Source organism: Streptacidiphilus albus JL83 (assembly GCF_000744705.1).
GTDB classification, from domain to species: Bacteria; Actinomycetota; Actinomycetes; order Streptomycetales; family Streptomycetaceae; genus Streptacidiphilus; species Streptacidiphilus albus.
Map to the genome: position 1 here is coordinate 2,964,629 of NZ_JQML01000001.1, position 21,945 is coordinate 2,986,573.

General features: G+C 70.2%; 26 protein-coding genes. 15 read left to right on the forward strand and 11 right to left on the reverse strand.

The features are described from left to right. Positions 1-60: 60 nt before the first annotated feature. The 6 genes from BS75_RS12865 to BS75_RS48095 all read right to left on the reverse strand — a co-directional run bounded on the left by BS75_RS12865 (position 61) and on the right by BS75_RS48095 (position 5,415). Positions 61-987 (reverse strand): type II secretion system F family protein, encoded by a 927-nt coding sequence (locus BS75_RS12865; RefSeq protein WP_034088323.1) that lies wholly within the window; start codon positions 985-987, stop codon positions 61-63. Further along, positions 984-1,922 carry a type II secretion system F family protein gene (locus BS75_RS12870; protein ID WP_052069379.1) on the reverse strand — a complete coding sequence of 313 codons (939 nt, stop codon included), beginning with the start codon at positions 1,920-1,922 and terminating at the stop codon, positions 984-986. Before BS75_RS12870 ends, BS75_RS12865 begins: the two co-directional genes overlap by 4 nt. Beyond that, a complete protein-coding gene (locus tag BS75_RS12875) occupies positions 1,922-3,352 on the reverse strand; it encodes a CpaF family protein (protein ID WP_081982281.1) in 1,431 nt (476 codons plus the stop codon). The genes BS75_RS12870 and BS75_RS12875 overlap by 1 nt, the downstream gene beginning before the upstream one ends. A 93-nt stretch (positions 3,353-3,445) precedes the next feature. Continuing rightward, a complete protein-coding gene (locus tag BS75_RS12880) occupies positions 3,446-4,252 on the reverse strand; it encodes a P-loop NTPase family protein (protein ID WP_052069380.1) in 807 nt (268 codons plus the stop codon). 7 nt (positions 4,253-4,259) lie between these two features. Then, positions 4,260-5,078, reverse strand: coding sequence for an SAF domain-containing protein (locus tag BS75_RS44220; RefSeq protein WP_156164249.1), 819 nt, complete (start codon positions 5,076-5,078; stop codon positions 4,260-4,262). 43 nt (positions 5,079-5,121) lie between these two features. Then, positions 5,122-5,415: a hypothetical protein gene (locus tag BS75_RS48095; protein ID WP_156164250.1), complete on the reverse strand. Its 294-nt coding sequence runs from the start codon at positions 5,413-5,415 to the stop codon at positions 5,122-5,124. Between BS75_RS48095 and BS75_RS44225 the strand changes: the two genes are divergently transcribed. Next, positions 5,405-5,686, forward strand: coding sequence for a hypothetical protein (locus BS75_RS44225; protein WP_052069382.1), 282 nt, complete (start codon positions 5,405-5,407; stop codon positions 5,684-5,686). The genes BS75_RS48095 and BS75_RS44225 overlap by 11 nt on opposite strands. 307 nt (positions 5,687-5,993) lie before the next feature. Here the strand turns inward: BS75_RS44225 and BS75_RS12895 are convergent, their stop codons facing one another. Beyond that, a complete protein-coding gene (locus BS75_RS12895; RefSeq protein WP_034088324.1) occupies positions 5,994-6,470 on the reverse strand; it encodes a hypothetical protein in 477 nt (158 codons plus the stop codon). Positions 6,471-7,086: 616 nt separating this feature from the next. On the opposite strand from BS75_RS12895, the gene BS75_RS48100 reads away from it, so the two are divergent. Both BS75_RS48100 and BS75_RS44230 read left to right on the forward strand, forming a co-directional pair. Further along, positions 7,087-7,248, forward strand: coding sequence for a hypothetical protein (locus BS75_RS48100; protein ID WP_156164251.1), 162 nt, complete (start codon positions 7,087-7,089; stop codon positions 7,246-7,248). Beyond that, complete coding sequence (locus BS75_RS44230) at positions 7,245-7,754, forward strand: ATP-binding protein (RefSeq protein WP_052069383.1); 510 nt, start codon at positions 7,245-7,247, stop codon at positions 7,752-7,754. The genes BS75_RS48100 and BS75_RS44230 overlap by 4 nt, the downstream gene beginning before the upstream one ends. A 193-nt stretch (positions 7,755-7,947) precedes the next feature. Here the strand turns inward: BS75_RS44230 and BS75_RS46370 are convergent, their stop codons facing one another. Continuing rightward, positions 7,948-8,409, reverse strand: coding sequence for an ATP-binding protein (locus tag BS75_RS46370; RefSeq protein ID WP_331281419.1), 462 nt, complete (start codon positions 8,407-8,409; stop codon positions 7,948-7,950). 199 nt (positions 8,410-8,608) lie between these two features. On the opposite strand from BS75_RS46370, the gene BS75_RS12910 reads away from it, so the two are divergent. After that, positions 8,609-9,256 (forward strand): nucleotidyltransferase domain-containing protein, encoded by a 648-nt coding sequence (locus BS75_RS12910; protein ID WP_034092948.1) that lies wholly within the window; start codon positions 8,609-8,611, stop codon positions 9,254-9,256. A 152-nt stretch (positions 9,257-9,408) separates the two neighbouring features. Here BS75_RS12910 and BS75_RS12915 read toward each other — a convergent pair whose 3' ends face one another. The 3 genes from BS75_RS12915 to BS75_RS44235 all read right to left on the reverse strand — a co-directional run bounded on the left by BS75_RS12915 (position 9,409) and on the right by BS75_RS44235 (position 12,535). Continuing rightward, complete coding sequence (locus BS75_RS12915; protein WP_034088325.1) at positions 9,409-9,885, reverse strand: PPC domain-containing DNA-binding protein; 477 nt, start codon at positions 9,883-9,885, stop codon at positions 9,409-9,411. 50 nt (positions 9,886-9,935) lie between these two features. Further along, complete coding sequence (locus BS75_RS12920; RefSeq protein ID WP_408022531.1) at positions 9,936-10,928, reverse strand: asparaginase; 993 nt, start codon at positions 10,926-10,928, stop codon at positions 9,936-9,938. 65 nt (positions 10,929-10,993) lie between these two features. Continuing rightward, on the reverse strand, positions 10,994-12,535 hold the full coding sequence (locus BS75_RS44235) for a helix-turn-helix domain-containing protein (RefSeq protein WP_052069385.1): 1,542 nt from the start codon (positions 12,533-12,535) through the stop codon (positions 10,994-10,996). A 172-nt stretch (positions 12,536-12,707) separates the two neighbouring features. Here BS75_RS44235 and BS75_RS49265 point away from each other — a divergent pair, with 172 nt between their 5' ends. The 11 genes from BS75_RS49265 to BS75_RS12975 all read left to right on the forward strand — a co-directional run bounded on the left by BS75_RS49265 (position 12,708) and on the right by BS75_RS12975 (position 21,932). After that, positions 12,708-13,460, forward strand: coding sequence for a hypothetical protein (locus BS75_RS49265; protein ID WP_197091935.1), 753 nt, complete (start codon positions 12,708-12,710; stop codon positions 13,458-13,460). After that, positions 13,457-14,155: a dTMP kinase gene (locus BS75_RS12935; protein WP_034088326.1), complete on the forward strand. Its 699-nt coding sequence runs from the start codon at positions 13,457-13,459 to the stop codon at positions 14,153-14,155. The genes BS75_RS49265 and BS75_RS12935 overlap by 4 nt, the downstream gene beginning before the upstream one ends. Continuing rightward, positions 14,146-15,015, forward strand: a complete 870-nt coding sequence (locus tag BS75_RS12940; protein WP_034088327.1) for an isocitrate lyase/phosphoenolpyruvate mutase family protein — start codon at positions 14,146-14,148, stop codon at positions 15,013-15,015. The genes BS75_RS12935 and BS75_RS12940 overlap by 10 nt, the downstream gene beginning before the upstream one ends. A 56-nt stretch (positions 15,016-15,071) precedes the next feature. Continuing rightward, positions 15,072-15,530: an NUDIX domain-containing protein gene (locus tag BS75_RS12945; RefSeq protein WP_034088328.1), complete on the forward strand. Its 459-nt coding sequence runs from the start codon at positions 15,072-15,074 to the stop codon at positions 15,528-15,530. A 5-nt stretch (positions 15,531-15,535) separates the two neighbouring features. Further along, positions 15,536-16,201, forward strand: coding sequence for a TylF/MycF/NovP-related O-methyltransferase (locus tag BS75_RS12950; protein WP_042440205.1), 666 nt, complete (start codon positions 15,536-15,538; stop codon positions 16,199-16,201). Further along, complete coding sequence (locus BS75_RS12955; protein ID WP_042440187.1) at positions 16,198-17,136, forward strand: NAD(P)-dependent oxidoreductase; 939 nt, start codon at positions 16,198-16,200, stop codon at positions 17,134-17,136. Before BS75_RS12950 ends, BS75_RS12955 begins: the two co-directional genes overlap by 4 nt. Beyond that, a complete protein-coding gene (locus tag BS75_RS12960) occupies positions 17,133-18,008 on the forward strand; it encodes a nucleotidyltransferase family protein (protein WP_034088329.1) in 876 nt (291 codons plus the stop codon). Before BS75_RS12955 ends, BS75_RS12960 begins: the two co-directional genes overlap by 4 nt. Positions 18,009-18,045: 37 nt before the next feature. After that, entirely contained in the window at positions 18,046-19,944 is a 1,899-nt protein-coding gene (locus BS75_RS12965; RefSeq protein WP_042440189.1) for a radical SAM/SPASM domain-containing protein, read from the forward strand. Then, complete coding sequence (locus BS75_RS12970; protein ID WP_034088330.1) at positions 19,941-20,687, forward strand: hypothetical protein; 747 nt, start codon at positions 19,941-19,943, stop codon at positions 20,685-20,687. The genes BS75_RS12965 and BS75_RS12970 overlap by 4 nt, the downstream gene beginning before the upstream one ends. A gap of 78 nt (positions 20,688-20,765) precedes the next feature. Next, the gene (locus tag BS75_RS49270) at positions 20,766-20,927 is read left to right on the forward strand and encodes a hypothetical protein (protein WP_169790810.1); all 162 of its coding nucleotides are present in this window, start codon (positions 20,766-20,768) and stop codon (positions 20,925-20,927) included. Between the two features lie 84 nt (positions 20,928-21,011). After that, entirely contained in the window at positions 21,012-21,932 is a 921-nt protein-coding gene (locus BS75_RS12975; protein WP_052069386.1) for an aKG-HExxH-type peptide beta-hydroxylase, read from the forward strand. Positions 21,933-21,945 lie beyond the last annotated feature (13 nt).

Below are 21,945 nucleotides of genomic sequence, written 5' to 3' on the forward strand. Positions count from 1 at the left end.
CCCCTTTACAGTCGGTGGGTTGGTGCTTTGCCTGGAGTTGACCTGGTACTTGAGGGCTCCTCAAAGGCGGTTCATCGCGTTGGTGATCGCCGGGTAGCAGACGAACACCAGGAAGGCGGCGAAGAGCAGCGCAACAGGCAGGCTCATCTGCTCGGTGGCCGCGCCCGCCTTGGCCTCGGAGTCGGCAAGGAGGTGGGCGCGCAGCGATTCGGCCTTGACGGTCAAGGAGGCGGTGACCTTCGCGCCCTCGCTTCCCGCGAGCTGGATCGCGGAAGCGAGTTCGTCCAGTTCGCCGATGCCCCACCGCTGTCCGAGGCGTCCCAGCGGACCCCAGGGGGCGGTGTGGGTGATCTGTGCCTCGGTGATGGCGTGCCGGAACTCGGCGAAGGCCTGTCCGTGGCCGGCCTCGGCGGCCTGGGCGAGGGCCTGCTGGACGCCGGCCCCACCGGAGAGTGCGATCACCGCCGTGCCCAGGAAGAGCGACAGCGCGTAGCGCGCGTCCGCACGCAGCACCGCCGCACGGTGGCGGACGTCCACGCCGGGGACGAACAGCCCGCCGACGCCCATGAGCAGCGCTGCCCACACCGGCACCAGCCAGCCCAGGGACCGGCCGTTGGCGGCGAGGGCGAGTCCTGCGAGCAGTGGGGCGGTGAGGCCGACCGCGGCGGCGGCGGCCATCTCGGCGAGGTGCCGTTCGACGGGGACGTCCAGGGCGCGCAGGTCGCCGGCCAGCCTGCGGCCCGGCAGTCCGGCGGCGGCCAGCAGCGGTGCCATCGGTCGCCCCAGCCGGTGCGCCCAGCCTGCCGTCCCGTCCCCGTCGCGCTCCCCCACGAACGGCGCGGACACAGGAGACGCGGCAGGGAGCACGGGTCCGCGGTCGCCGTGGGCGAGCTTCTCGGCCAGGGTCGGCCGGTGCGGTCGAAGGGCGTTCCACAGGGCCCACAGACCCAGGCCGAAACCACCCCCCAGCAGAAGGTCAAGGATCATGACGCGGCCTCCCGGGCGTACGTGGACTTGTCGGCCGCCGCCGTCCGACCGACCGGATCGGTGGGGTCAGGACTCCTCGGTGCGAGTAGCCGGGGCGGGTCGGGGAAGGCGCTGATCCGTGCGAGCCACCAGAACGCCGTCGCGAACAGTGCAGCAACGACAGTGACGGCGACCTGGCCGGTCGGAGTGCCATAGGGGTCGAGGTAGTGGCGGTTGAGAACGAACAGTCCGCCCGCCAGTGCGAGGGTCGCACCGACGGTGACGCGTACCGAGGTCCTGACGCGGGCGCGGGCGGCGACGGTACGGGTCCGCATCAGCGCGTGCGCGCGGGTCGAGGACGCCAGCGCGGTCAGCAGGTCGGCCAGCCGTCCGGTCTGACGTCGGCTCGCTCCCACCAGCGCGACCACGACAAGATCGGCGAGGGGGTCGTCCAAGTCGTGACCGAACGCCTGCAGCGCTGCAGGCAGCCGCTGCCCGCCGGCCAGCCGCTCCGCCAGCGCCGCCACGTCCGGACGGATCTCGACCGGGGCGGTGGTGGCAGTGGCCTGCAGGGCCTGTTGAAGGCCCGAGGCGGCCGACAGGGTGTCCCGCAGCTGCTCTGCCCACCCGGCCAGGGCCTCGATACGGGCGATCTGCTCCTTCTCCTGGTCTCCGCGGCCCAGTAGGTCCGGAAGGGTCCACGCGGCCACCGCGCCGATCGGCAGCGCCACCGGCCACCCCGTCAGCGCCACCCCGGCGATTCCCGTGACGGCCGCGGCTGTCGCCCGCCGTCCGGGATGGCGGCGACGCCTCCACCAGGCCCGTGCCCCGCGCCGCAGCCGCGAGGGCTGCGCCACCGCGGCGGGATCGACACCGTGCAAGGCACGGGCCAGGGCGTAACAGGCCAGGCCGAAGCTCGCCCCGCACAGCAGCGGCCAACCGAGGTAGGGGTTCATCACGCCGCGCCTCCCCAGGAAGGGTCGACGTCGGCGCGAGACCCGCGGTCGGCCGGGTCGCGGGCACCGTACTCGACGGCGGCCAGGTCGAAGTCGTCCTGGGTCTCGGGCTGCAACGGGCAGGCGAACACCGCTCGACGGTCCGAACCGGGGCGGTAGACCTCGTTGGAGATGATCTGGTTGCCGTCCGCGCCGACGATCTCGCGGATCGAGGTCACGCAGCGCCGTCGGTCGCTGTCCCAGCCGAGCTGGACCACGAAGTGCAGCGCAGAGGCGACCAGCAGGTTCGTCGCCTCCACGTCCAGCCCCTCCGCGCCCTGAGCCGCGTAGGAGGCGAACTTGGTGAACACCCCGCGCGAGGTGCTCGAATGGATCGTGGACAGGCTGCCGTCGTTGCCCTGCGACATAGCGTTGCACATCGGCACCACCTCACTGCCGCGCACCTCACCCACGATGACCCGGTCCGGGGACATCCGCAGTCCCCAGCGCACCAGCTGCGCCTGGGTGACCTCGCCCGCACCCTCCAGGTTCGCCTCCCTCGCCTGCAGGGCCACGACGTTGGCATGGACGCCGTTGCGGTTCAGCCCGATCTCGAAGGTGTCCTCCACAGTGACGATCCGTTCCTCGGGCGGGATCGCGGCCGCGATCGCCCGCAGCAGCGTCGTCTTGCCGTTCTTCGTCCCCCCGGCGATCGTGATGTTCTTGCGCGCCAGCGTCGCCAGCCGCAGGAAGTCCTCGATCTCCGGGCCGAACATCTCCGCCTCGCGCAACTGACGCAGAGTCGCGCGGGGGAAGCGGTGCTTGCGGACCGTCACACTCGGCCGTTCCGAGACCGCCATGAGTGCGAACAGTCTTGACCCGTCCGGCAGCTGGAGGTTCAGCTGCGGACTCGCCCGGTCGAACCGACGCTCCTCCTGCCCCGACGTCGCCGCAAACTGCTGGAGCAGCGCCACCAGCTCCTCGTCGGACTCGCACAAGGGCTCCAGCCGCACCCGGCGGCCGTCCGCGTAGCGGGCGAAGACGTTGTCGCAGCCGATCGCGTGCAGGTCCTCCAGCTCCGGATCGGCCAACCAGCGCTCCAGCACCCCCATTCCGAACAGCGCGCTCTCCACCTGTGCCACCACCCTTTGCTCGGCCTCGGGTTCCAGCAGCGGCACGCCACGGCGCAACCGCTCGGCCGTGCCGGCCTGAATCTCCTCGCCGAGCATCCGCTGCCCGGCCGCCCGCCGCTCCTGCGCAAGCAGTTCCCCGAGCCCCTGCCGCTGCCGCCGCCGCGCCTCGGCGACCAGCCGAACCGTCACCCGCTCCCGCAGCTCAGCGGCCAACTCCCACTCCAGGTCCTGCCCGGGAATGTCACCCCGCGCCCGGTGCCGGCCCGGGTCGGGCGCATCGCGCAGTCCGGAGAAACCCCGGGACACCTCTGGCGTCATCTCACTCCTCCATCGTCCGTGTGGTCGGGCGGGCGGGCGGCCTGAGGCGCGCCCTTCCGTCTCATCAGCCCTCGTCGGCCACCGTGTCCGGGCTCAGTTGCTGCGCTGGACGGCGCCCACGAGATCGACCCGGCCTCTGGGCGGCTCGACCGGTGCCGGGTCCGGCGGCGCCGAGACCACGGGCAGATGGGGCCGCAGGACGTCGCCGAGTAGGACGACATGTCGCATCAGTTCGTAGGTACCCCGCTCACCGCGTCGCCGCCTGGGTTCCGGCTCCCCTCGCAGCACCGCCGCGCTGACCTCGTCGCGCGGCACCATCACCACCGCCTCGACCCCCAGCGCGGTCGCGATCTCCTCACGGCTGTGCTCGCTGTGCCCGGACACGGCCACGACCACGGACTTGAGCTGCCCCTCCACCTTGCGGATCGCGTGACCGGTGTGCGCGAGCGCCGCAGCCGAGCCGCCCGACACCATCACCGCCACGTCTGCCCGCGCCAGCAGTTCCCTGCCGGAGACCATGTCCAACCGGCGGCCCACATCGGCGACCACGTACTCCCCGTCCAGATCCGCATCCGCCCACAGCGGTGCCAGAAGGTCCAGGACCGCCCCGGTCCGCTCCGCGCTCACCGGCGCGGGGACCACTCGCGCTCCCCGGTGGAGTGGGCGTGAGTGTGCGGCCACCAGTGCCGCGTCCAGCCCCGAGCGCCGCGCTGCCGAAGCCAGCGACACCAGCCCCGGACCGTCCTCCAACTGGAAGTTGACCAACAGGTCACCGCCGCCGGGATCGGCCTCCACCAGCAGCGGCTTCGCCGTCCCCGGACGCCATGCCCCGGCCAGAGCGAGCGCGACCGTGGACACCCCAGCCCCACCCTTCGCACTCACCACCGCGATCAGTGCCATCGTCCGCTCACCGCCCGCCCGCCGAGACCTGCACCAGCGACGGATCCCCCGCCACCGCCAAGCGGGCCGCTCCGGCCGAGCCCGTCCGCACCACGACCACCGCCCCGCCCTCCCCCGCACTCGCCGCACCGACCGACAGCACCGTCGCCAACACCGGACCCGCCGCGGCAGCAGAACCGGCAGGCGTTGAGCCGGCTTGTGAGGCGGGGGCCATGCCCTCCGTACCATCCGAGCCTGCGTCGTAGACGGCCACCGACTGCCCGGCCGCCAGGGTCGGCGGAAAGCGACCCTCCTTCACCTCCAGCGCCAGCACCCCGTTCCCTGCACCCGGATCACCGCTGCTCAGCGCCTGCGGCGCCAGTAGCGCCCCAGCCCACAGCGACTGCGCCGCCCGCTGACCGACCACTCGCTCCTCCTGTGCTGCCGGCAGCACTGCGACGCCGCTGCCGGGCGGTACCAGCACTCGGGTCAGATCGGACGCCGCGATCACCTGCCCGGCCTCCACCGGCCTGGCCAGCGCCAGCACCTCGATCCGCTGCCCGCCGGCACTCGCCAACCACGCGAAGCCCACCGCACAGGCCACCGCCGTCCCTGCGGCCGTCAGGATCTGCCGTCGACTGCGCCGACGCCTCTCCCTGTCACCGGACGCCAGGGCCTGAATCGCGTCACCGGCCCCGTCCACAGCGCTCACACCGCCGCCGCCCGCGCCCTGCGTCCGCTGCCGAACGAACGGCAACGCCGTCCTGCTGAACTGCGTCATCATCAACTCCCCGTACATTGCGCATCGCTGCGAATTCCGCTGCCGCGTCCCGGGCGCGCCAGCCACATATCCCACCGGCCCGCCCCGCTCGGCCGGTGCCCTCCGGTCATCACGTGGGACCGTCCGACACCGTCTGCACTTCCTCCACCTGCACCGCGACAGCCGCCGTCGACATCAGGTCGGGAAATGCCCCGGCTTGGCCCGCGCCGTGCCAGGCCACCCGCCAGTGCGCCGTCGCCGTGACCGTGAACACCCCGCCCGACACAAAGTCCGACGCACGCGCGAACGTGTGCCCGCAGTCCGGCGAGGGCGCTTTCGGGTCAAGGCCGCGATGCCAGGGCGTCCCGGCGCCGGTACACGTCAACAGAGCCGAACCGTCGCCCGGATCCCAGGTGACCGACATCGGAGTCGCCGTCGCCGTCACCGAAGCTCCCGGCACCGACGCTGTCGAGGACACCGGTGACCAGGCCGACGACTCCAGCCAGAGCCACGTCGGAACGCCGACCACCTGGAACGTCGAGGGACTCATCACGACGACCGGCCGAGGCAGCGACAGCTGGTTCTCCGCCTGCAGCGCCACGGCCCTCGGATCCACCGGCGGCACCTTCGGCGACGGCTGGCCCGCCGGAGCGAACTCCGGCAGCGCCGGACCGTTCAGCAGACCCTCGGGATAGCCGCTGCCGCACTCCCGCTGATAGAGCACCCACTTCGAGCCGTCAGCCCCTGTCACCGGCCCGCCGGGTACCGGGGTGATGACGCACGCAGCCGCCGGACCACCAGTGCGTGCAGGCGCGCCGGCCGACGGTCCTTGCAGCGGCGTCGACTGCCGACTCCAGGAATCCAGGGAGCAGGAGCTGGCGCTGCATTGTGTGCTCGCGCCCTGGCTGGGTCCGAAGCCGCCCTCCGAAGTGCCGGATGCACCGTTACCGGTGACCAGCAGGAGTGCGAGTGGAACGACGGCCATGGGCGTATCCACCGCGCTCAGCAACTTCCCGGCTTTCCGAAGACCTGCTCGGTCGCCTTCCAGTAGCCGTCGGTATCCAGATTGAGCAAGGCCTCGGTCCGCTCCCGCACCCCGGGGCTGCTGTCCACGGGCCTGTGCGTCGTAGCGGACACCGTGATCCACTTGGTGCTGTCGAAGCAGTCGGCGATCTCCACCTGGGTCGGCTTCGAACTGGCATCGACCTTGACGACTCGTGGATCGATCAGCGGCGCTCCGGAACTGACCTGACCGAGCTTGGCGTAGTTCGCGAGCGTCTGCGACCAGTCGACCAGTGGCTTGTCGGTCATGTACTCACCCAGCTCTGGGTCCTTCCAGCCCTGTTCCGACTGGCCGATGGTCGCGAGGTCGGCCCACATGCCCCGGTAGGCCGCCAACGCCGCGACCGCTGCCGCCTGCTGCGCCGGAGAGGCCGTCCGTGACACCCACGGAGTCGGCAGCGCCAGCGCCGGCGACATCGAGACCGATGGGCCCGGGGCCACTGACGGAGCAGGTGAGGCACCAGGCTTGACGGGCGCAGAGTCGGAGCCCGGGCCCGACATGCCCCGCGAGGGGCCACAGCCCGCGACCACCGCGAGTGCGGCAATGACCGAAAGCGTCAGCCCGACCCGATGGACCATCATTTTTCGTTCCACAAGCCACCACCCCTATCCGGACTCGTGCGACCACGACCAGGTCAGCCGCAGCCTTCGCCACGAGTCACAGGTGTAGATGAGAGTGAGGCACTTGCGGATCCCTTTGTCCCGACACATCACCCTTTCTGCTTACGAGCGGCACCTCGTACAACCGGCCGGACCAGTGAATTCTCCTCGGCGGATCGTCCCCGCCCTCCAGTCAGCAGAGCGTTTCGTGCGCCCCCGAACGGATGAGCCCGGCCGAGTTCCTCGCCATCCAAAGACCGTGCGCGATCCGGTCCATGGCCCGCAGCGCCGCGCCTGGAGCCGGGCTTCCGGGGCGGCCCGTCGCCCAGGCCGCCGCAACATCGGCCGAAGTCATTGCCGAGTGGGGGTTCCGCTTACCGCGAGCGCCGAGTTGATCTGTATCGCACCAGGTCAACCCATCCGGGAGGTCCCGATGCTGCTCCTGCTCGCACTACTCGTCCTGTTCGACTTCACTCCGCACCATGTCAACCTGCTCGCCGCAGACACCAGCAACCGTCTGCGGCCTGGCGCCGGTCGGCACCGCCACTCCGCCGCCCGCGCCCGCCACGCCGCCACCAAGGCGGTGCAGCGATGAAGCGCCTCTTCCGCCCGCGCCGACGCTCCCCCCACCGCACCCTCCTCGCATGGAACAGCGGCGCGGAGCACCCGGCCGGCGCCGCCCGGCAGCTCCTCCGCCACTTCCTGGCCGAACTCCGAGTGGACGACGCCCAGATCGACGACGCCCTCGTGATGACCAGCGAGCTGGTCACAAATGCAGTCCGCCATGCCCAGGGACCCTACGAGCTCCGCATCCGCCGCACCCAGGCCGAGGTGATCGTCGAGGTACACGACCGCACCTGCCACATCCCCGTGATGCAACGCCTACCCGTCGAGAAGCTGATCCCCGTGCAGGACCACGACCGCGGGAGCGGGGCCGACGCGCTCCTCGCCCGAGTCACCGAGTCAGGCCGCGGGCTGGGCATCGTCGCTTCCCTCTCCGTCGGCTGCGCCGGCGGGCGGAGGACCCCGACCGGCAAGGCGATGTGGTTCGCCGTCCCCACCCCCAGCTGCGAACCCACGGCCCAAGGCGGCACGCCCTGATCCGACTCGACGGGATGCGGTGGATGAGTGTCCGTCATCGCACGGCTTGCGTCTCGCACAGGCTCTCGGGGCGGGTGAGCAGGAAGCGGGCGAGGCGCTCAGGGATGATGCCCGGCCAGTCGCCCTTGCCCCGGCCTTGGGCAAGGTAGCGGTTGAGCAGGTTGCAACATCGGAATCCGGGCGGGCCGAGACGCTATCGGCTCGCGATCTCGCACCAGACGACCTTGCCGCTTCGCGCGGGGGCGTGATCAACCCCCCACCCGGCGGAGAGGGCCCGGACCAGCAGCAGTCCGCGCCCGTGCTCGTCGTCGGACATGGGCTCGCGGACCTGCGGGGCTGAGGGGTTGGTGTCGGCAACCGAGACCCGAAGTCGACCACGCTCCCGGTCGACGGTCACGTTCAGAGTGAGGCAGCCGGCTGGTTCCTTCGAATGAATGACGGAGTTGGTGACGAGCTCCGAGACGCACAACTCCGTGATGTCGCCGATCTCGCCCAACCCCCACTTCTTCAATGCTGCACGAACCGCGTGTCGCAGTCGGCCCACGCTCGTGTCGACGGCCGGTAGGTGCCAGGTGGCCTGTTCGATGGGCCGGCACCCCCCGCTGTCGGGTGGGTGCTCCTCTGCGGGGGTGTCTCCTGACGTTCGTAGCTGCACGTCCGACCTCCTCAGCGAACCTGTCGGCGGGCTGAGACAGCACGCCCATCGTCAACCCTGGCGTCGATTTCCTGTCGCACTGATGGGTGTTTATGCGCCATCGCCGAAGATCGACGACCTCTCGTGAGGGCATTGGAGGTGACGGCGGTGCGTTCCTGCCGGACGGCTCGTGGGGTAGAGGATTGGCGTCGTGATCGATATGAGCGCTGCTGGCTCGGAGCTGGGGCCCTGGGTCCCCACCACACCTCCCGCGGTAGCGGAACTGTTCGCAGAGGCAGGATTCCCCTGGTGGATCGCCGGAGGCTACGCGATCGAACTCGCTGTCGGTCGGCCGCTGAGGGAACACGGAGACCTGGACGTGCTCGTCCTTCGGCGTGACCAGACTCGGGTCCGAGAACTACTGGCCTCCTGGGACCTGCACCTCGCGGATCCGCCCGGAGCCGGGACGCTACGCCGGTGGAACCCCACGGAGGGCGTCCCGTCGCTGGTCCATGACGTATGGTGCCGTTGCGCGCCGGAGGCACCCTGGTCCCTCCAGCTGATGTTCGACGAGTCCGACGGCCCCGAGTGGGAGTCCCGCCGGGATGCCCGCGTACGCCGGCCCGTCACCGACCTCGGTGAAGTCTCGGCGGCGGGGATTCCCTACCTCCGCCCGGCTGTTCAGCTCTACTACAAAGCCAAGTCGGTTCGTGAGAAGGACCAGCTGGACTTCGACGCAGCCCTCCCGCTCCTGAGCAGCAGGGAACGGGCTTGGCTGGCGTCGGCGGTGACGATGACGCTCCCTGGGCATCCATGGCTCGACCGACTTGCCCCGACGGTCACTGGAACAGCTCAGCCCGGACGGTGAGTTCGAACGCCGGAGGAGCGTCGCGGTGCGGCGTTGGAGGAACGTGTCCGCGATCTGCGCGCCGACACGGACGTCTTCGACCGCGACCGCAGACGTCCGGCTCCGATGTCCGCGCCCGGACGTGCCGTTCGCCACCCTGCTGCTTCCGCGGCTCAGGCTCCGACGGTAGGCGACCCGAAGGTGAGCAGGGGGACGTCGTACAGGTCGGGGTTTCGGGGCCTGGTCATGGTCGGTGCGGCGACCTCGGTGATGAGCAGCTCGCTGAGGAACTGGACGCGGGCGCTCAGCAGATGGCTGGTGCGTCCGGCAGCGCTGTCCCCCTTGATGCCTGCGGCGAGGTGGATGTGCGGCAGGACCAGGCCGGTGTCGGAGTCGAAGGCGAGGGTTCCGCCGCCGAGGGCTTCGACGTGTGCGACTCGGGTGCGGTCCCAGAGCGGCTCCTCGGGGTGGGTGAGCCCGTTGCAGGTGCCGACGATCTCGGCTTCGGAGAACGCGCCGATGAACATGGGGACGTAGCCCTGGCGGACCTCGTTCTCCTCGCAGAAGGCGGCCAGCGCCTGGAAGAAGTCCTCGCCGTGCTCGAAGGTGACCCCGAAGGTCCTGCCGAGGGTCAGCTCACTCGCGCGCATGTACGGTTCCCTGTTTCGAATTGGGTGGTCGTTGGACGGAGCGAGCGGAGTCACGCGCCTGCGGTGGCGAAGGCGGCGGCGATCTCGTTCGTTCCTCGGCCCTGGGAGAGAAGGACGTGAAGCAGCAGCCGTGCCTTGTAGGGGTCCAGGGATCCCCCGCTGATGAGCCCCCTGGACAGGAGGTCCTTCTCTGAGCCGGGGAAGCTGTAGGTCTGTTGCAGGACCGGTCCGTTGCCGATTCGGCTGGTGAGGATGACCGGCATTTCGGCGGCGGCCTTGTCCAGGACGGAGACGAGGTCCTGGGGGACGTGGCCGACACCGAAGGCGGCCACGACGAGCCCGTCGCAGTGCTCCGCCATGCCCGCCAGAAGCTTCCCGTCGTCGCCCAGGGTCGCGGTGTACAGGCCCACCCGGACGGCGACATCGTTGATCGGTCCAGCAACAGCGATGCGGCCCGCCAGAGGGCCGGCGAGTCGGACTCGGCCTTCGTAGAGGTGCCCGAGTGGTCCGGTGCTGGGCGAAGCGAACGCAGCCGGACTGGTGCTGTGCGTCTTGCGCACGGCCCGGGCGGCGTGGATTTCGTCGCCGAGAACGACCACGACCCCCGCCCCGCGCAGTTCCTCGCCGGCGGCGGCGAGGACGGCCGCATAGAGGTTCGCGGGACCGTCCGCCCCCGGCAGGGTCTGGTTGCGCATGGCGCCGGTGACGACGATCGGCTGGTCGCGGTCGTGGAGGAGGTCCAGCAGGTAGGCCGTCTCCTCGATGGTGTCGGTGCCCTGGGTCACGACGACCCCGTCGCAGCCGCTGTCCACGGCCTCGGTGATGGCTGTGCCCAACGCGGCCAGGTCCTCGAATCCGAGCGACGCTCCTGGCAGGCGTCGGAAGTCATGGACCCGCAGTTCGATACCGGTCGACGTGAGTGCGGGGACAGCGGCCAGGAGGTCGTGCGCCGACAGGGCGGGCACGACGCCGCCGGCTGCCGGGTCGGTGGTCATGGCGATGGTGCCGCCGAGCGAGAAGATCGCAACTGTTCTGCCAGTCACCGTGTTTCCCCACATTCCAAGCCGGGCCGTGCGCCGCCGGACCGGCTGCATGGCACGCGGGCAGGCTACCGGTTCTGCTCCGCGAACTGATGGGCGACGAACCAGCAGGCGGTATCGAGTCCTTCGAGTCCGAGCAGACGGTTGCGGGGTTGGGCGAGCGCCGCGGTCCCTGCCCCGCTGAGCTGGTCGCAGCGTCGGGCCAGCCATCGGAGGTCCAGACCGAGGTAGTCGGCGGTCGCGGCGAGCCGCTCGCGTGCCTGGTCGGCTGCGGTGACGGAGTGCGCTCCGGCGTGGCCGGCCGCGTCGGAGAAGGTGCGCAGCTGTGCAGTGCGGTTGGTCTGGGCGAGCTTGGAGACCCCCTCGGCCCGTACCCAGCTCGCGATCACCGCACGCTGTCGGGGCATCAGGACGAAGCCCTCGGTGTCCGCGTAGCTGGGATCCGCTGTGATCCAGGTCCTGATGCCGAAGGACTCCATCAGGGCGATGGCCAGGAAGAGCAGCACCCGCTCATGGGTGGGAGAGCTGACGACGGCATCCTCGGGGATGCAGAACGCCCGTCCGCTGCCGTCGTCCGGACGCCCGGGAGCAGTGCGCCTCAGATAGTCCAACTTGTGGCTGAAGAACAGCCAGGTCGCGGCTTCCTCACCGCTGCGCTCCCGGGTCCAGAAGACAGGTGCCTCGCCCAGGAACGGCCGACGGTCGAGGATGTAGCGGGCGGACGCCTGCGAGCCGACCAGCATCAGTGACCCGGCAGTCAACTCCCGGCGGCAGAGGGCTTCGGCCACCGGGTCGAGGTCGGCCTCCGCCACGAGTGGCAGGACGCGGTGCAGCACGTGGTCGTCGCCGAGCAGTGCCGCGTCGAATCCGGCCACGGCCCACAGGACGCCGTACGTGAGGTCGTCGAGCTCGTAGGCAGCCGGGATGCGCAGGCGGTCGGAGTCGGCACCGGTACTGTCCGGTGGCACCTGCCCTCCGTGGCGGGCATCGACGGCGAAGTAGCGGGTGGCCCCGTCGATCAGGCGGGACCCGATGACCAGGGCCCGGGTCGGCATCCTGGTCCAGGCGGTCAACTCAGGGCTGCGGCCGAGGTGGAGTTCGTTGCCCCGGAAGGTGTCGGCGGGCAGCGTGAGCGTGGGCAGCAGCGTCGCGGTGATGCTCTGTCCCGCAGGCAGCATCAGCTGGTGGGTACCTTGGGACATCTGGTTGACCGGCAGGTAGGACGCGTTGGCGTGGCCGGGTGAGGACGTGGTCACCTCTGCGGGCAGCGGGCCGGCTAAGTGGTCAGGAAAGCCCAGGATCTGCGCCCACTGGAGCAGTTTCCGCCGGTCCTTGATCGCCCGCTGCCCACGTTCCAGGCGGCTGACCTCCGACTGGTCGCAGCTGACCAGCCGGGCGAAGGCGATCTGCGACAGTCCGGTGTGCTGCCGCACGAGCCTGCACACGGTCCCGAGGTCCCAGGCCAGCAGCGCCTGGCGGACCTGCGGGTCCTCCCAGAAGCCGGGGGCGAGCTTCAGTCCGCGCTGGCACGCGCCGCACCTGGCGTCAGCGTTGTACCGGCTCAGCGGAATGCCGCAGGAGCCGCACCGCCGCCGCTGATTGCTGTCCACCCCCGCATCCTCTCGCACAGTGACGTTGAGGAACCGATTCGTGTTGAGCCTGCCATAAACACGCATAACCGCGGACCGCCACCGCCGCGATGGTGGGGGATGCGGGGTCGGAGCAGACCGCGTCGTCGCAGAGGGTCGGGCGACCGCTCCAGCGATCAGGAGGGACACGAGGGTGAGTACATGGGCAGGTCCTGGCCGGGGCGGAGGAGCGCCACCGCTACGCGAAGCGTGGCAGCTGCTCGCCGACGGCTTGGTCATCCAGCGGCTGCATCTGCACATCGAGGAGTGGCGTGAGGTCGTGGAGAACCCCGGAAGCCTTCCCGACATCAGTGGCGCACCTGTCGCAGCCCTCGGGCAGCGGCCGTCCCACCCACCGTCCCCCGAGGCACAGCAACTGCTCGAATCGGCCGGGCTGACGTACTGGTGGAACCTCCCGCAGTCGCACGGCCTGGACCGCGCACCCGAAGCGGCGGTGACGCAGCACGGTTCGGCGCAGACCGCGCAACGCCTCGTCGGCTGTCTGCCGGTCACCTCGTGGACGGAGGCGGTCATCGCTGCCTGCGAAGCGAGTGCCTGGTGGGTCGGCTTCTTCGCGGTGATCCGCCACCGCGGAGTCCGGTACCTGTCGCTGGAGCCCAAACCGGCACCGATCCACGCACAGGTGCTCTCCAGTGCGGCCCGCGCGGTCGCGCTCGGAACCTCGTCCCGCGTACTGGCAGCGCAGCTCCGCGTCGCTGATGGAGAAGCCGTACGCCGGGCCTACTGCGAAGCGGTCACCTCCGGTATCGAGGTCGAACGCGAACTGCCCGCGCTGCTGGACGAGCTCGGGGAGCTTCGGCTGGTGGATCTGGTGACCACCACCGTCCCGTGGCGCGGCCAGTTCACCAAGTACGCAGGCGGCACCGGAGCGGGGCAGGTCGAATGACGCAGCAGCGCTACCCCTTCATCGCCGTCGAGGGCCTGGACGGCACCGGCAAGACGACGCTCCGCAAGGGCCTGTTCCGGCTCTGGCAGGGGCTGTTCCGGACCACACCGCTGTGCGTGTTGACCACCAACTTCCTGGCCCCTGACGAAGCCGGAGCCATCGTCGAAGGCAAGTACCGGCCCTCCGCGGAGAACGGCGCGGCCTACCTCGCCGCGATCGTCGCGGACAAGAAGAACACGCTGGACCAGCTCGTCCGCCCCCAGCGGACGGCACGACCGGTGATCGCGGACCGCTGGCTGCTGAGCGAGATGGCGTTCTTCGCGGTCAAGCACGGCGCGAAATCGGCCGAGACCTACCAGGCCCTGGCGGCCGGCCTCTCCGAGGGACCCGACGTGACCCTCGTCCTGGAACTTCCCGCTGCGGACTCGATGGACCGGGCCAAGGACCGCAGCGGCGACGCGGTGCGCCCCGACTGGGACGTCCACCACGTCCAGGCCGCTGTCCAGAAGGTGTACGCCGAGGTCACCGGCGCGCCGGAGTCCTTCCCACTGCTGGGTACCGTCGTCCGGCTCGACGCCGGCCTTCCTGCGGCCCAGGTCCTGGCGGCGGCCTGGAACACGCTCGAACACCTGGGCCTGATGCCCGCTCTGGAAGCCACCGTCACCGACAGCAGGGAGAGCAGCCGATGCACATAGCCAACGCGGCAACCGGGTTCCGCCAGTCGCTCGCCGCCCCGACGCCCACCCGGCCACTGCTCGCTGCGGGGGCTGTCAACGCGATGGCCGCCCGCCTCGCCGCCGAGGAGGGTTTCGACGCCCTGTGGGTGAGCGGACTGGAGGTGTCCGCCGCCCTCGGACTCCCGGACGCCAACGTCCTGGGCGTCCGGGACCTGGCCGATGTGGTGGGAGCACTCGGACGGGTCACCGAGCGTCCGGTGATCGTGGACGTCGACAACGCCGGCGGGGCGCTGGGCACCGCCGCGCGCTTCGCCACCGACCTGGCCAGGGCCGGTGCTGCGGCAATCTGCCTGGAGGACAGCAGCTACCCCAAGTGCAACAGCTTCGCGACTCATAGCTCCCAACAACTGGCGGACGTTGACCTCGTAACCCGGCAGATCGAGCGCATCCGCAAGGCTGTCGGTGATGACCTGGTCGTGATCGCGCGCACCGAATCACTGATCACGGGGAGCGGAATGGCCGAGGCCCTGGCCCGGTCTACCCGCTACACCGAGGCCGGCGCGGAAGCCGTCCTCATCCACTCCAAGGACCCCACCGGAAGCGAGGCACTGCGAGTCGCCCGCCAATGGCGCCGGGCGATTCCACTGGTCACCGTGCCCACCGCCTTTCCCCAGCTCACCGCCGACGAGCTCGGCCGGGCCGGCTTCCGACTGTGCATCTACGCCAACCAGTTCAGCCGTGCGGCCCTGGCCGGGATGCGCGCCGCCGCGCGCCAGTTCACCCGCGAGGGAACCTTCCGCACCAGCACGGACGCGCCGCTCGCCGCCGTCGGAGAGCTGCTCCGCATCGGCGAACCCGACGCCCTGTCCTGCATCTGACACCCGACCACCCCCGCAGGCCCCCTCGTATCCCGGCACCCAAGGAGCAGACCCCGATGCCACTGCCCGAGATCAGCGTGTCGGTGAAGGCCGCCGTCCTCCACGAGGACCAGGTCCTCCTGCTCTCCTACGAGGACCACTCCGGTTTCCACTACAACCTGCCCGGCGGCAAGGCCCAGGAAGGTGAGGGCCTGCGCGATGCCGTCCATCGCAAGGTCCTCCAGGAGACCGGTCTGGAGGTCACCCTCGATCGCCTGCTGCTGGTCACCGAGTACGTCCCTGCCGCCTGGAACGACGAGTTCGGAACCGTCCAGAAGACCCAGTACACCTTCCTGGCTCGGCCGCTGGGGGACACGACCCCGCGTTTTCCGGAGCCGCCCGACCCGGACCAGGTCGGCTTCGAGTGGACGTCCCTGGTCAAGCTCGGCCAGGTCTTCCTGCTGCCCAGGATCAACGCGCCGTTGCTCGCAGCGCTGGACGGCACCCTCCGCAACCCCTTCATCGACAAGTGGTGATCAACATGGACAAGATCCGCGAATGGCTCCTCTCCGAGCACGCCGGCACTGTCTGCGCCGACCGGCTCCACGTGGTCGCCGACGAGCTCTTCCGCCTCCGCTGGCGCGGCCAATCCGGCGCCATTGTCGAACTCGGCTGCTACCGGGGGGCCATGGCCCTGTGGATGCGCCACATGCTCGACGCCCTCGGCGAGGGCGAGCGCGAGATCCACGTCTACGATGGATTCGCCGGAATGCCCGCCCCGGGACGCCAGGACTCCGACCACCTCGCCGAGGGCGAGCTGCGCTCCTGTCCCCAGGACGTTCTCGACACCCACGCCCGCTGGGACAAGAAGCCACCCGTCATCCACCCCGGCTGGTTCGACCAGACCCTCGCCGACGAACTGCCGGACACCATCGCCTTCGGATACCTGGACGGCGACTTCTACGCCTCCACCCTCACCGGACTGCGACACACCGTCCCGCGCCTGGCCCCGGGTGCGGTGCTGCTCATCGACGACTACGCCGACGTCGCCGCGAACCCCCGTGCCTGGAACGGCCTACCCGGCGTCAAGCACGCCAGCGACGCCTACTTCGGCCATCCGTCACCGGTGGAGGCCCTGGTCGGCGACGACGACCTCGCCGTCGGCCGCTACACCGCACCGGCACGACAAGGCGGAGCTTCTACATGACCGAATCCGTGCTCGTCCTCACAGGCGCCGCAGATCTCATCCGTCTCCAGCACGCCTGCCCCGGAGCGGAGTTCGTGGAGATCAGCGATACCGATGTGCTTCCCGAGGCCGCCGACCGCGCCACAGTGATCGTCCTGCGCTCCGGTGTCGCTCTCGGTGAACCGCAGCTCATCCGCCTCCCGGCCCTCCAGCATGTCGTCCGGCCCGGGTCGGGCACCGACAACCTCGACCTCGCCGCACTCGCCCGCCGTGGCATCGTCCTGCACCGGCACCCACAGGCCGGTGCCGCAGCTGTGGCTGAATGGGTCCTCGCGTCGGCACTGTGCCTGACCCGGCGCATCCCGCTCGGCCACAACGCCCTGGCCCGGGGCCTGCACGCGAAGGCGGCCTGCGTGGGAACGCCACTGGCGGAGGCGGATGTCGCCGTCTGGGGTGCAGGACCGGTCGGCCGAGCCGTCGGCCGGACCCTCGCGCCGTTCGTGCAACAGGTCACCTTCGCCCGGTGGCCCTCCAACCCGCCGCAGCTCCCCCAGCAGTCGGCGCACACGCTGATCGAGCAGTCTGCGATCCACGTCATCGCACTTCCGCTTCGACCCGGTACACGCCACCTGTTCGGCGAACCCTTCCTGACTCGAATCGCCGAACGATCGCCGCTACTGATCTGCGCCGGCCGCGCGGAGACGCTCGACCTCTCAGCCTGCCTGCGCGCCCTCGGGGAGCAGCGTCTCGCCGGCCTCGCCCTGGACGCCGTCGAGCCCGAGCACATCCCGCTGCTGCACACGACGACCGAGCCGCTCAACCTGCTGGCCACACCGCACATCGGAGCACAGCGCAGCGACGTCCGAACCGAACTCGACACCTGGGCCGGAGAGCTGATCGTTCAACTCACCAGCCCGCAGCGTGTTTCCTCCGCAGCGGTAGGAGGGAGGCGGTGAACGGCTCTGCACAGCGCAGACTGCGCATCGCGGGCCAGGCTGCGATCGAGCTGCTGGCCATGGACAAGGACGCCGAAGTCTGGTTGGAAGGAGCCTTGGCCACGGGTCTCGCCCACGCCGCCAGCGACATCGACCTGCGCCTGATCAGCAGCTCACCGCAGCGTCCGGGGCCCCGATCGCGGCTCGTGGACGGCGTGAGGGTCGATCTCCAGGTCTCCACTCCGCAGGAGATTGGCGAGTTGCGCACGCTGCTGCTGCAGTTCGGCATTCGCCAGGACGACCTGGCGATGTTCCGCCGAGCACGACAGCGGATGGGCGACCTCACCTGCCTGCGGACAGCGTTGTCGTTCCACCACGGCCAGTGGGTCCCCGTGGTCTCCGCAGCCGAAACGGGCACCTACCGGGCCTGGGCCGTCGCCGACCGTGCCGAAACAGTGGCCAGCCTGGCCGAGGACCTCATCGGCCTGAGTGCCGACGGCCTTCACCCGTCGGCGGATATCGTCCTGCAGCGCCTGACGTTGGCCCTGACCTCTGCGGAGTGCGCCGCCACCGGCCATCCGCTGCTCGGCGAGAAGTGGCTCCCCCTGCTCACCGGAGACCCGTGGACCGTCACCCCGGCCCCGGTGGACTGGCAGGACCAGGACTGGCGGTGGTTCCGATCCCTGCAACGCCGACTCGCCCTGGCTCTGCTCAGCTGCCATCCGCTCTCCGACTCCGGTCACGAGTCGCCCGCCCCACCGGTGGAGGGGGCCGCCTGGCTCCCGCAGTACTACAGCGACGGCTGGTTCCTCCGGCGTGCGGACGAGCGCATACCCGTCACCGACGACGCCCTGAACGCCTGGATCAACCAGTTGCAGTCCTCAAGCAGGTAACCCCGGCAACCGCTCCGTCCCTCCCAGGAGGCACGCGATGACCACCGATCTGCCCTTGCTCGACACCCACGACATCTTCGCCCCGCTCGACCCGGACGACCGGCTCTCCGCCGTCTCAGTGATCCTCAAGCTCCGCGGCGAGACCTGCGACATCGACTGCCTGTACTGCTTCGAGAAACGCAAGCAGGCCCCAGGCGGTCGACGAATCACCGCAGACCAGGTCCACTCCCTCGCCCGACTGTTCGCCGGTCGCCCCATGGCCGTCGAACTGCACGGAGGCGAACCCCTGACCGCTGGCAAGGACGAGATCGCTGCCGTCCTCGACGCGCTCGCCGCCAACCCCGACGTCGTCCGCGTCAGCATGCAGACCAACGGCCTACTGCTCGACGACGCCTGGCTCGACCTCCTGTACGCCCACTGTCCGGGTCTGGAGATCGGGCTGTCCCTCGACGGCGATGCCCTCGGCAACAGCTGGAGGGTCGGATACGACGGCAGGCCGACCTACCCGCGAGTCGTGGAGACCCTCCAGCTCCTGGAGCGGCGCTCCCGGTCCGTCGGCATCATCTGCGCGGTCACCCCACACGTCCTGGGCCGCGCCGCCGAGGTCATCGACCACCTCGCAGCCTTCGGTGCTGTGAGCGCGATCAGCCTCGTCCCCTGCTTCGACGCCTCGGTCAGCACCCCGACCAGGGCCCCCGCCCGCCGCAGCCCCGCGAGCCGGCGCCAGCAAGTCGCTGCACTCGGCCCCGGTGGCCCGGCCTGGGCCATCACGCCCGACCAGTACGCCGCCTTCGTCCTGGCCGCAGCGACCCGCTGGATCGGCACCGGCCTGTTCAGAACCGTCAAGCTGGACCCCGTCGTGGCCATCATCCGTCGACTGCGCGGCCTGGAGTCGGGCTCCTGCCATTTCGACAACCTCAAGTGCGACCACGTGTTCACCCTCTACCCCGACGACCGCCTCGGCAGCTGCGACGAACTCCCTTGGCCACAGGCTCGGCTCACCTCACTCACAGCTGCCGACTCCCAACAGACCCTTCGCCGCGCACACGAAAGCTCCTCTCTACTGCGTGACGGACGCTCACTGATCCGCACCTGCACCACCTGCGACTACCGCAGCAGCTGTGGTGGCGGATGCCTCGCCGTCCGCTTGCGCCACACACTCGCCGGCGACGACGAGGCGTACTGCCGGCACCGCATGCGCCTGATCGACGGCATCGCCGCCCTGGTCGCCCAGCCCGAACACCCTGGGGCCGCCTGGTGCACCCACCTGCACTGGAGGCCCCGGCAACCCAACGTGATGCACGGCGTCGAAGCCTTCCTCGTCCGCTGGGACGACCCCGCCGCGCCCCGTGAGCCCGCCCGACTGCACACCAGCGACCTCGGCAACATCAACACCATGGGACTGCCCGGAGTCCACGAGGCCGACGACCTCGACCCTCGCCACCCACAGTGGCACGACGGCCTCGAACCCGGCGTCCGCCCCCTGGTGCGCGCGTTCGCCGAGGGCTGGGGATTCGTCACCTACGACAGCTGCCAGGGCCACCCCGCCGCGCCCACGGCCGCGCAACGCCCCCTGTCCGTAGGCATCCTGCCGCGCGACCGCCACGAGTACGCCCACGTCGCCGCCCGGCTCTGCCGCCTCGCCGAGGACGCCGAACGGGTCCTCCCCGCCGGATACGACCTGGAACTCGGGCGATGCCTGCTCACCAGCGGCACCACTGGGGTACAGCATCACGCGCTGGAGCTGAGACTGGTACCGGCCCTCGGCAGCGACCCGCAGACCTACTTCGCCGGCTTGGCCGATGCGGCGGCAACCCTCGCCGACCTCACTACGGCCCCCGCCGACAGCAGTGGGCAGGCTCCCCACGGTTGTGCCTGCCCCATCCCACAGGACGCCGACCGCTCCCTCCCGGAAGAGGCAGGGACCAGCCGGTGATCCACATCGCGGAGACGCTCAGCATCCACACCGTCGAAGGGTTCCTCACCCACCCAGAGGTGCACCGGCTCAATGAACTGATGGACCTCACTCTCGAACACGACGGCCGTGACCGGTACGACGTACAGCGAAGCGGAACCATCCACGAGATCCCGGACCTCCCCTCCGAACAGGCCCGGATCATCTACGAGCCGCTCGGCCGACTGGAGATGACCGAGCTGCCTCCCGGTGCCCAGTCCATCCTCGACACCGCCCTCGACCGCACCCGCCCCTCCATCGTGCGGGCGCTGCCATCGATCACCGGCCACCGGCCATGGATCTTCCTGGAGTACCAGGCCGGCCAGCACATCACCGCCCACGCCGACGGCATCGCCCCCGACCCGAGCGCCTGGCCCCGCCAGATAGCCGCCGCCAGCGTCACCATCCGAAGCGCTACCGACGGAAGCGGCTCCTTCTACGTGGAGACCAGCGGCAGCGATGCCCCCTGGACCCCGTCCTCGACCGACATCCCCGTCGGCTACACCGACGGCATGCGCTTCACCCACGACGGGGCCGACTGCTCGTCCCCCTGGTTCAACGCCATGCAGCGGACCCGGTGGACGGTGCACTCCGCCCTGGGCTCGCTGGTCGTCTTCGGCAGCCAGCTCGTCCACGGCACCGAACCGGTCGGCACGGGGACGGTCCGCAAATTCCTCACCCTGCTCACTGCAGAGGAGAAGCCGCCGAGTCCCGGAAGGAGGTGAGGCCGGTGCCGCGCACCCGAGCCCCGCCTTCCGCACAGCCGAGCCCGCCCCCGACCATCCACAAGCGAGGAGTGATCAGTGGACAACAACGACCAGTTCAGCGACTTCCTCAAGGCCGTCGAGGCCCTGCACGACGACGGCCCCGTGCGCACCACCGCACACACCTCCAACTCGTCGGCCGCCGGTTGGGAAACCCGCGCCATGACAGAGACACCGACACCCGCAACCGACACCCAGTAGTCCCCGCCGCACGACAACGGAGTCCGCCTGGCCCCGGTCGAGAAGCCCCGGTGCCAGGCGGACTCCCGACAAGGAGACCACCCCATGACCACTGTCCTGACCAGCGGGTCGTTCATGCTCCCCGGCCTTGAACAATGGCGGCGTGCCAGGACCGAGCAAATCGGCGAGGTCCTCGGCACTTCCTTCAACACCGCCAACCCCTCGGGCCGGCCGATCACCCACGCCATCGCCCACCACCTCCTGGAAGGTGCCGAACAGGCCGCCCACGACCGAGACGAGGACCTCTTCGCCTGGTACCGCCGCACCGGCACCCGAGACCTGGCTTACCTCCTCGCCACAGGAGCCGCCGGTACCAGCACGCACCTCCTCCTGAACCCGGACCACCGTGACCTGCTCCGCTCGCCGCTGTCCGAAACGGCCTACTACCTCGTCCGCCCCGACACCGCGCAGGCCGAGACCGTCGCCCGAGACCTTCTGCCTGCTGCTCTCGATTCCGCCGCCGAGCACGGCTTCGGCCCGCTGCTCGAACAACACGCTCCGGTGATCTGCCTCCTGGAGCACCGCGACCTGGCCGACGCCCTGTTCAGCTGGAGCATCACCCGCCTCCCCGGAACCGTGTTCACCGACTACACCGACCACCATGAGATCCTCGCCCGCGACCTCATCCACGAAGCCGGCCACCACTGGCTCAACGACGCTCTCGCCCTCGCCGCAGCCGAGCTCCCGGAGGACGTCACTTTCTACTCGCCGTGGCGGCGCACCGAGCGCCCGGTCTTCGGCTTCCTCCACGCCTGCTGGGCCTTCTCCCTGACCATGATCTACTCAGCCCGAGCCCTTGAACACAGCGGCTCTGCCGCTCGAACTTTCCTCGCCAACTACCTGACCGAGCAACGGAGCCTGCTCATGGACGCAGTCCCCACACTCACCAAGGCGATTGGCTTCATCAAGGACGAAGCCATGCGGGGGCGCCTGGCGTCAACTGTAACGGCGGCCATGCGCTCGTGATTTCCGCGAGGAC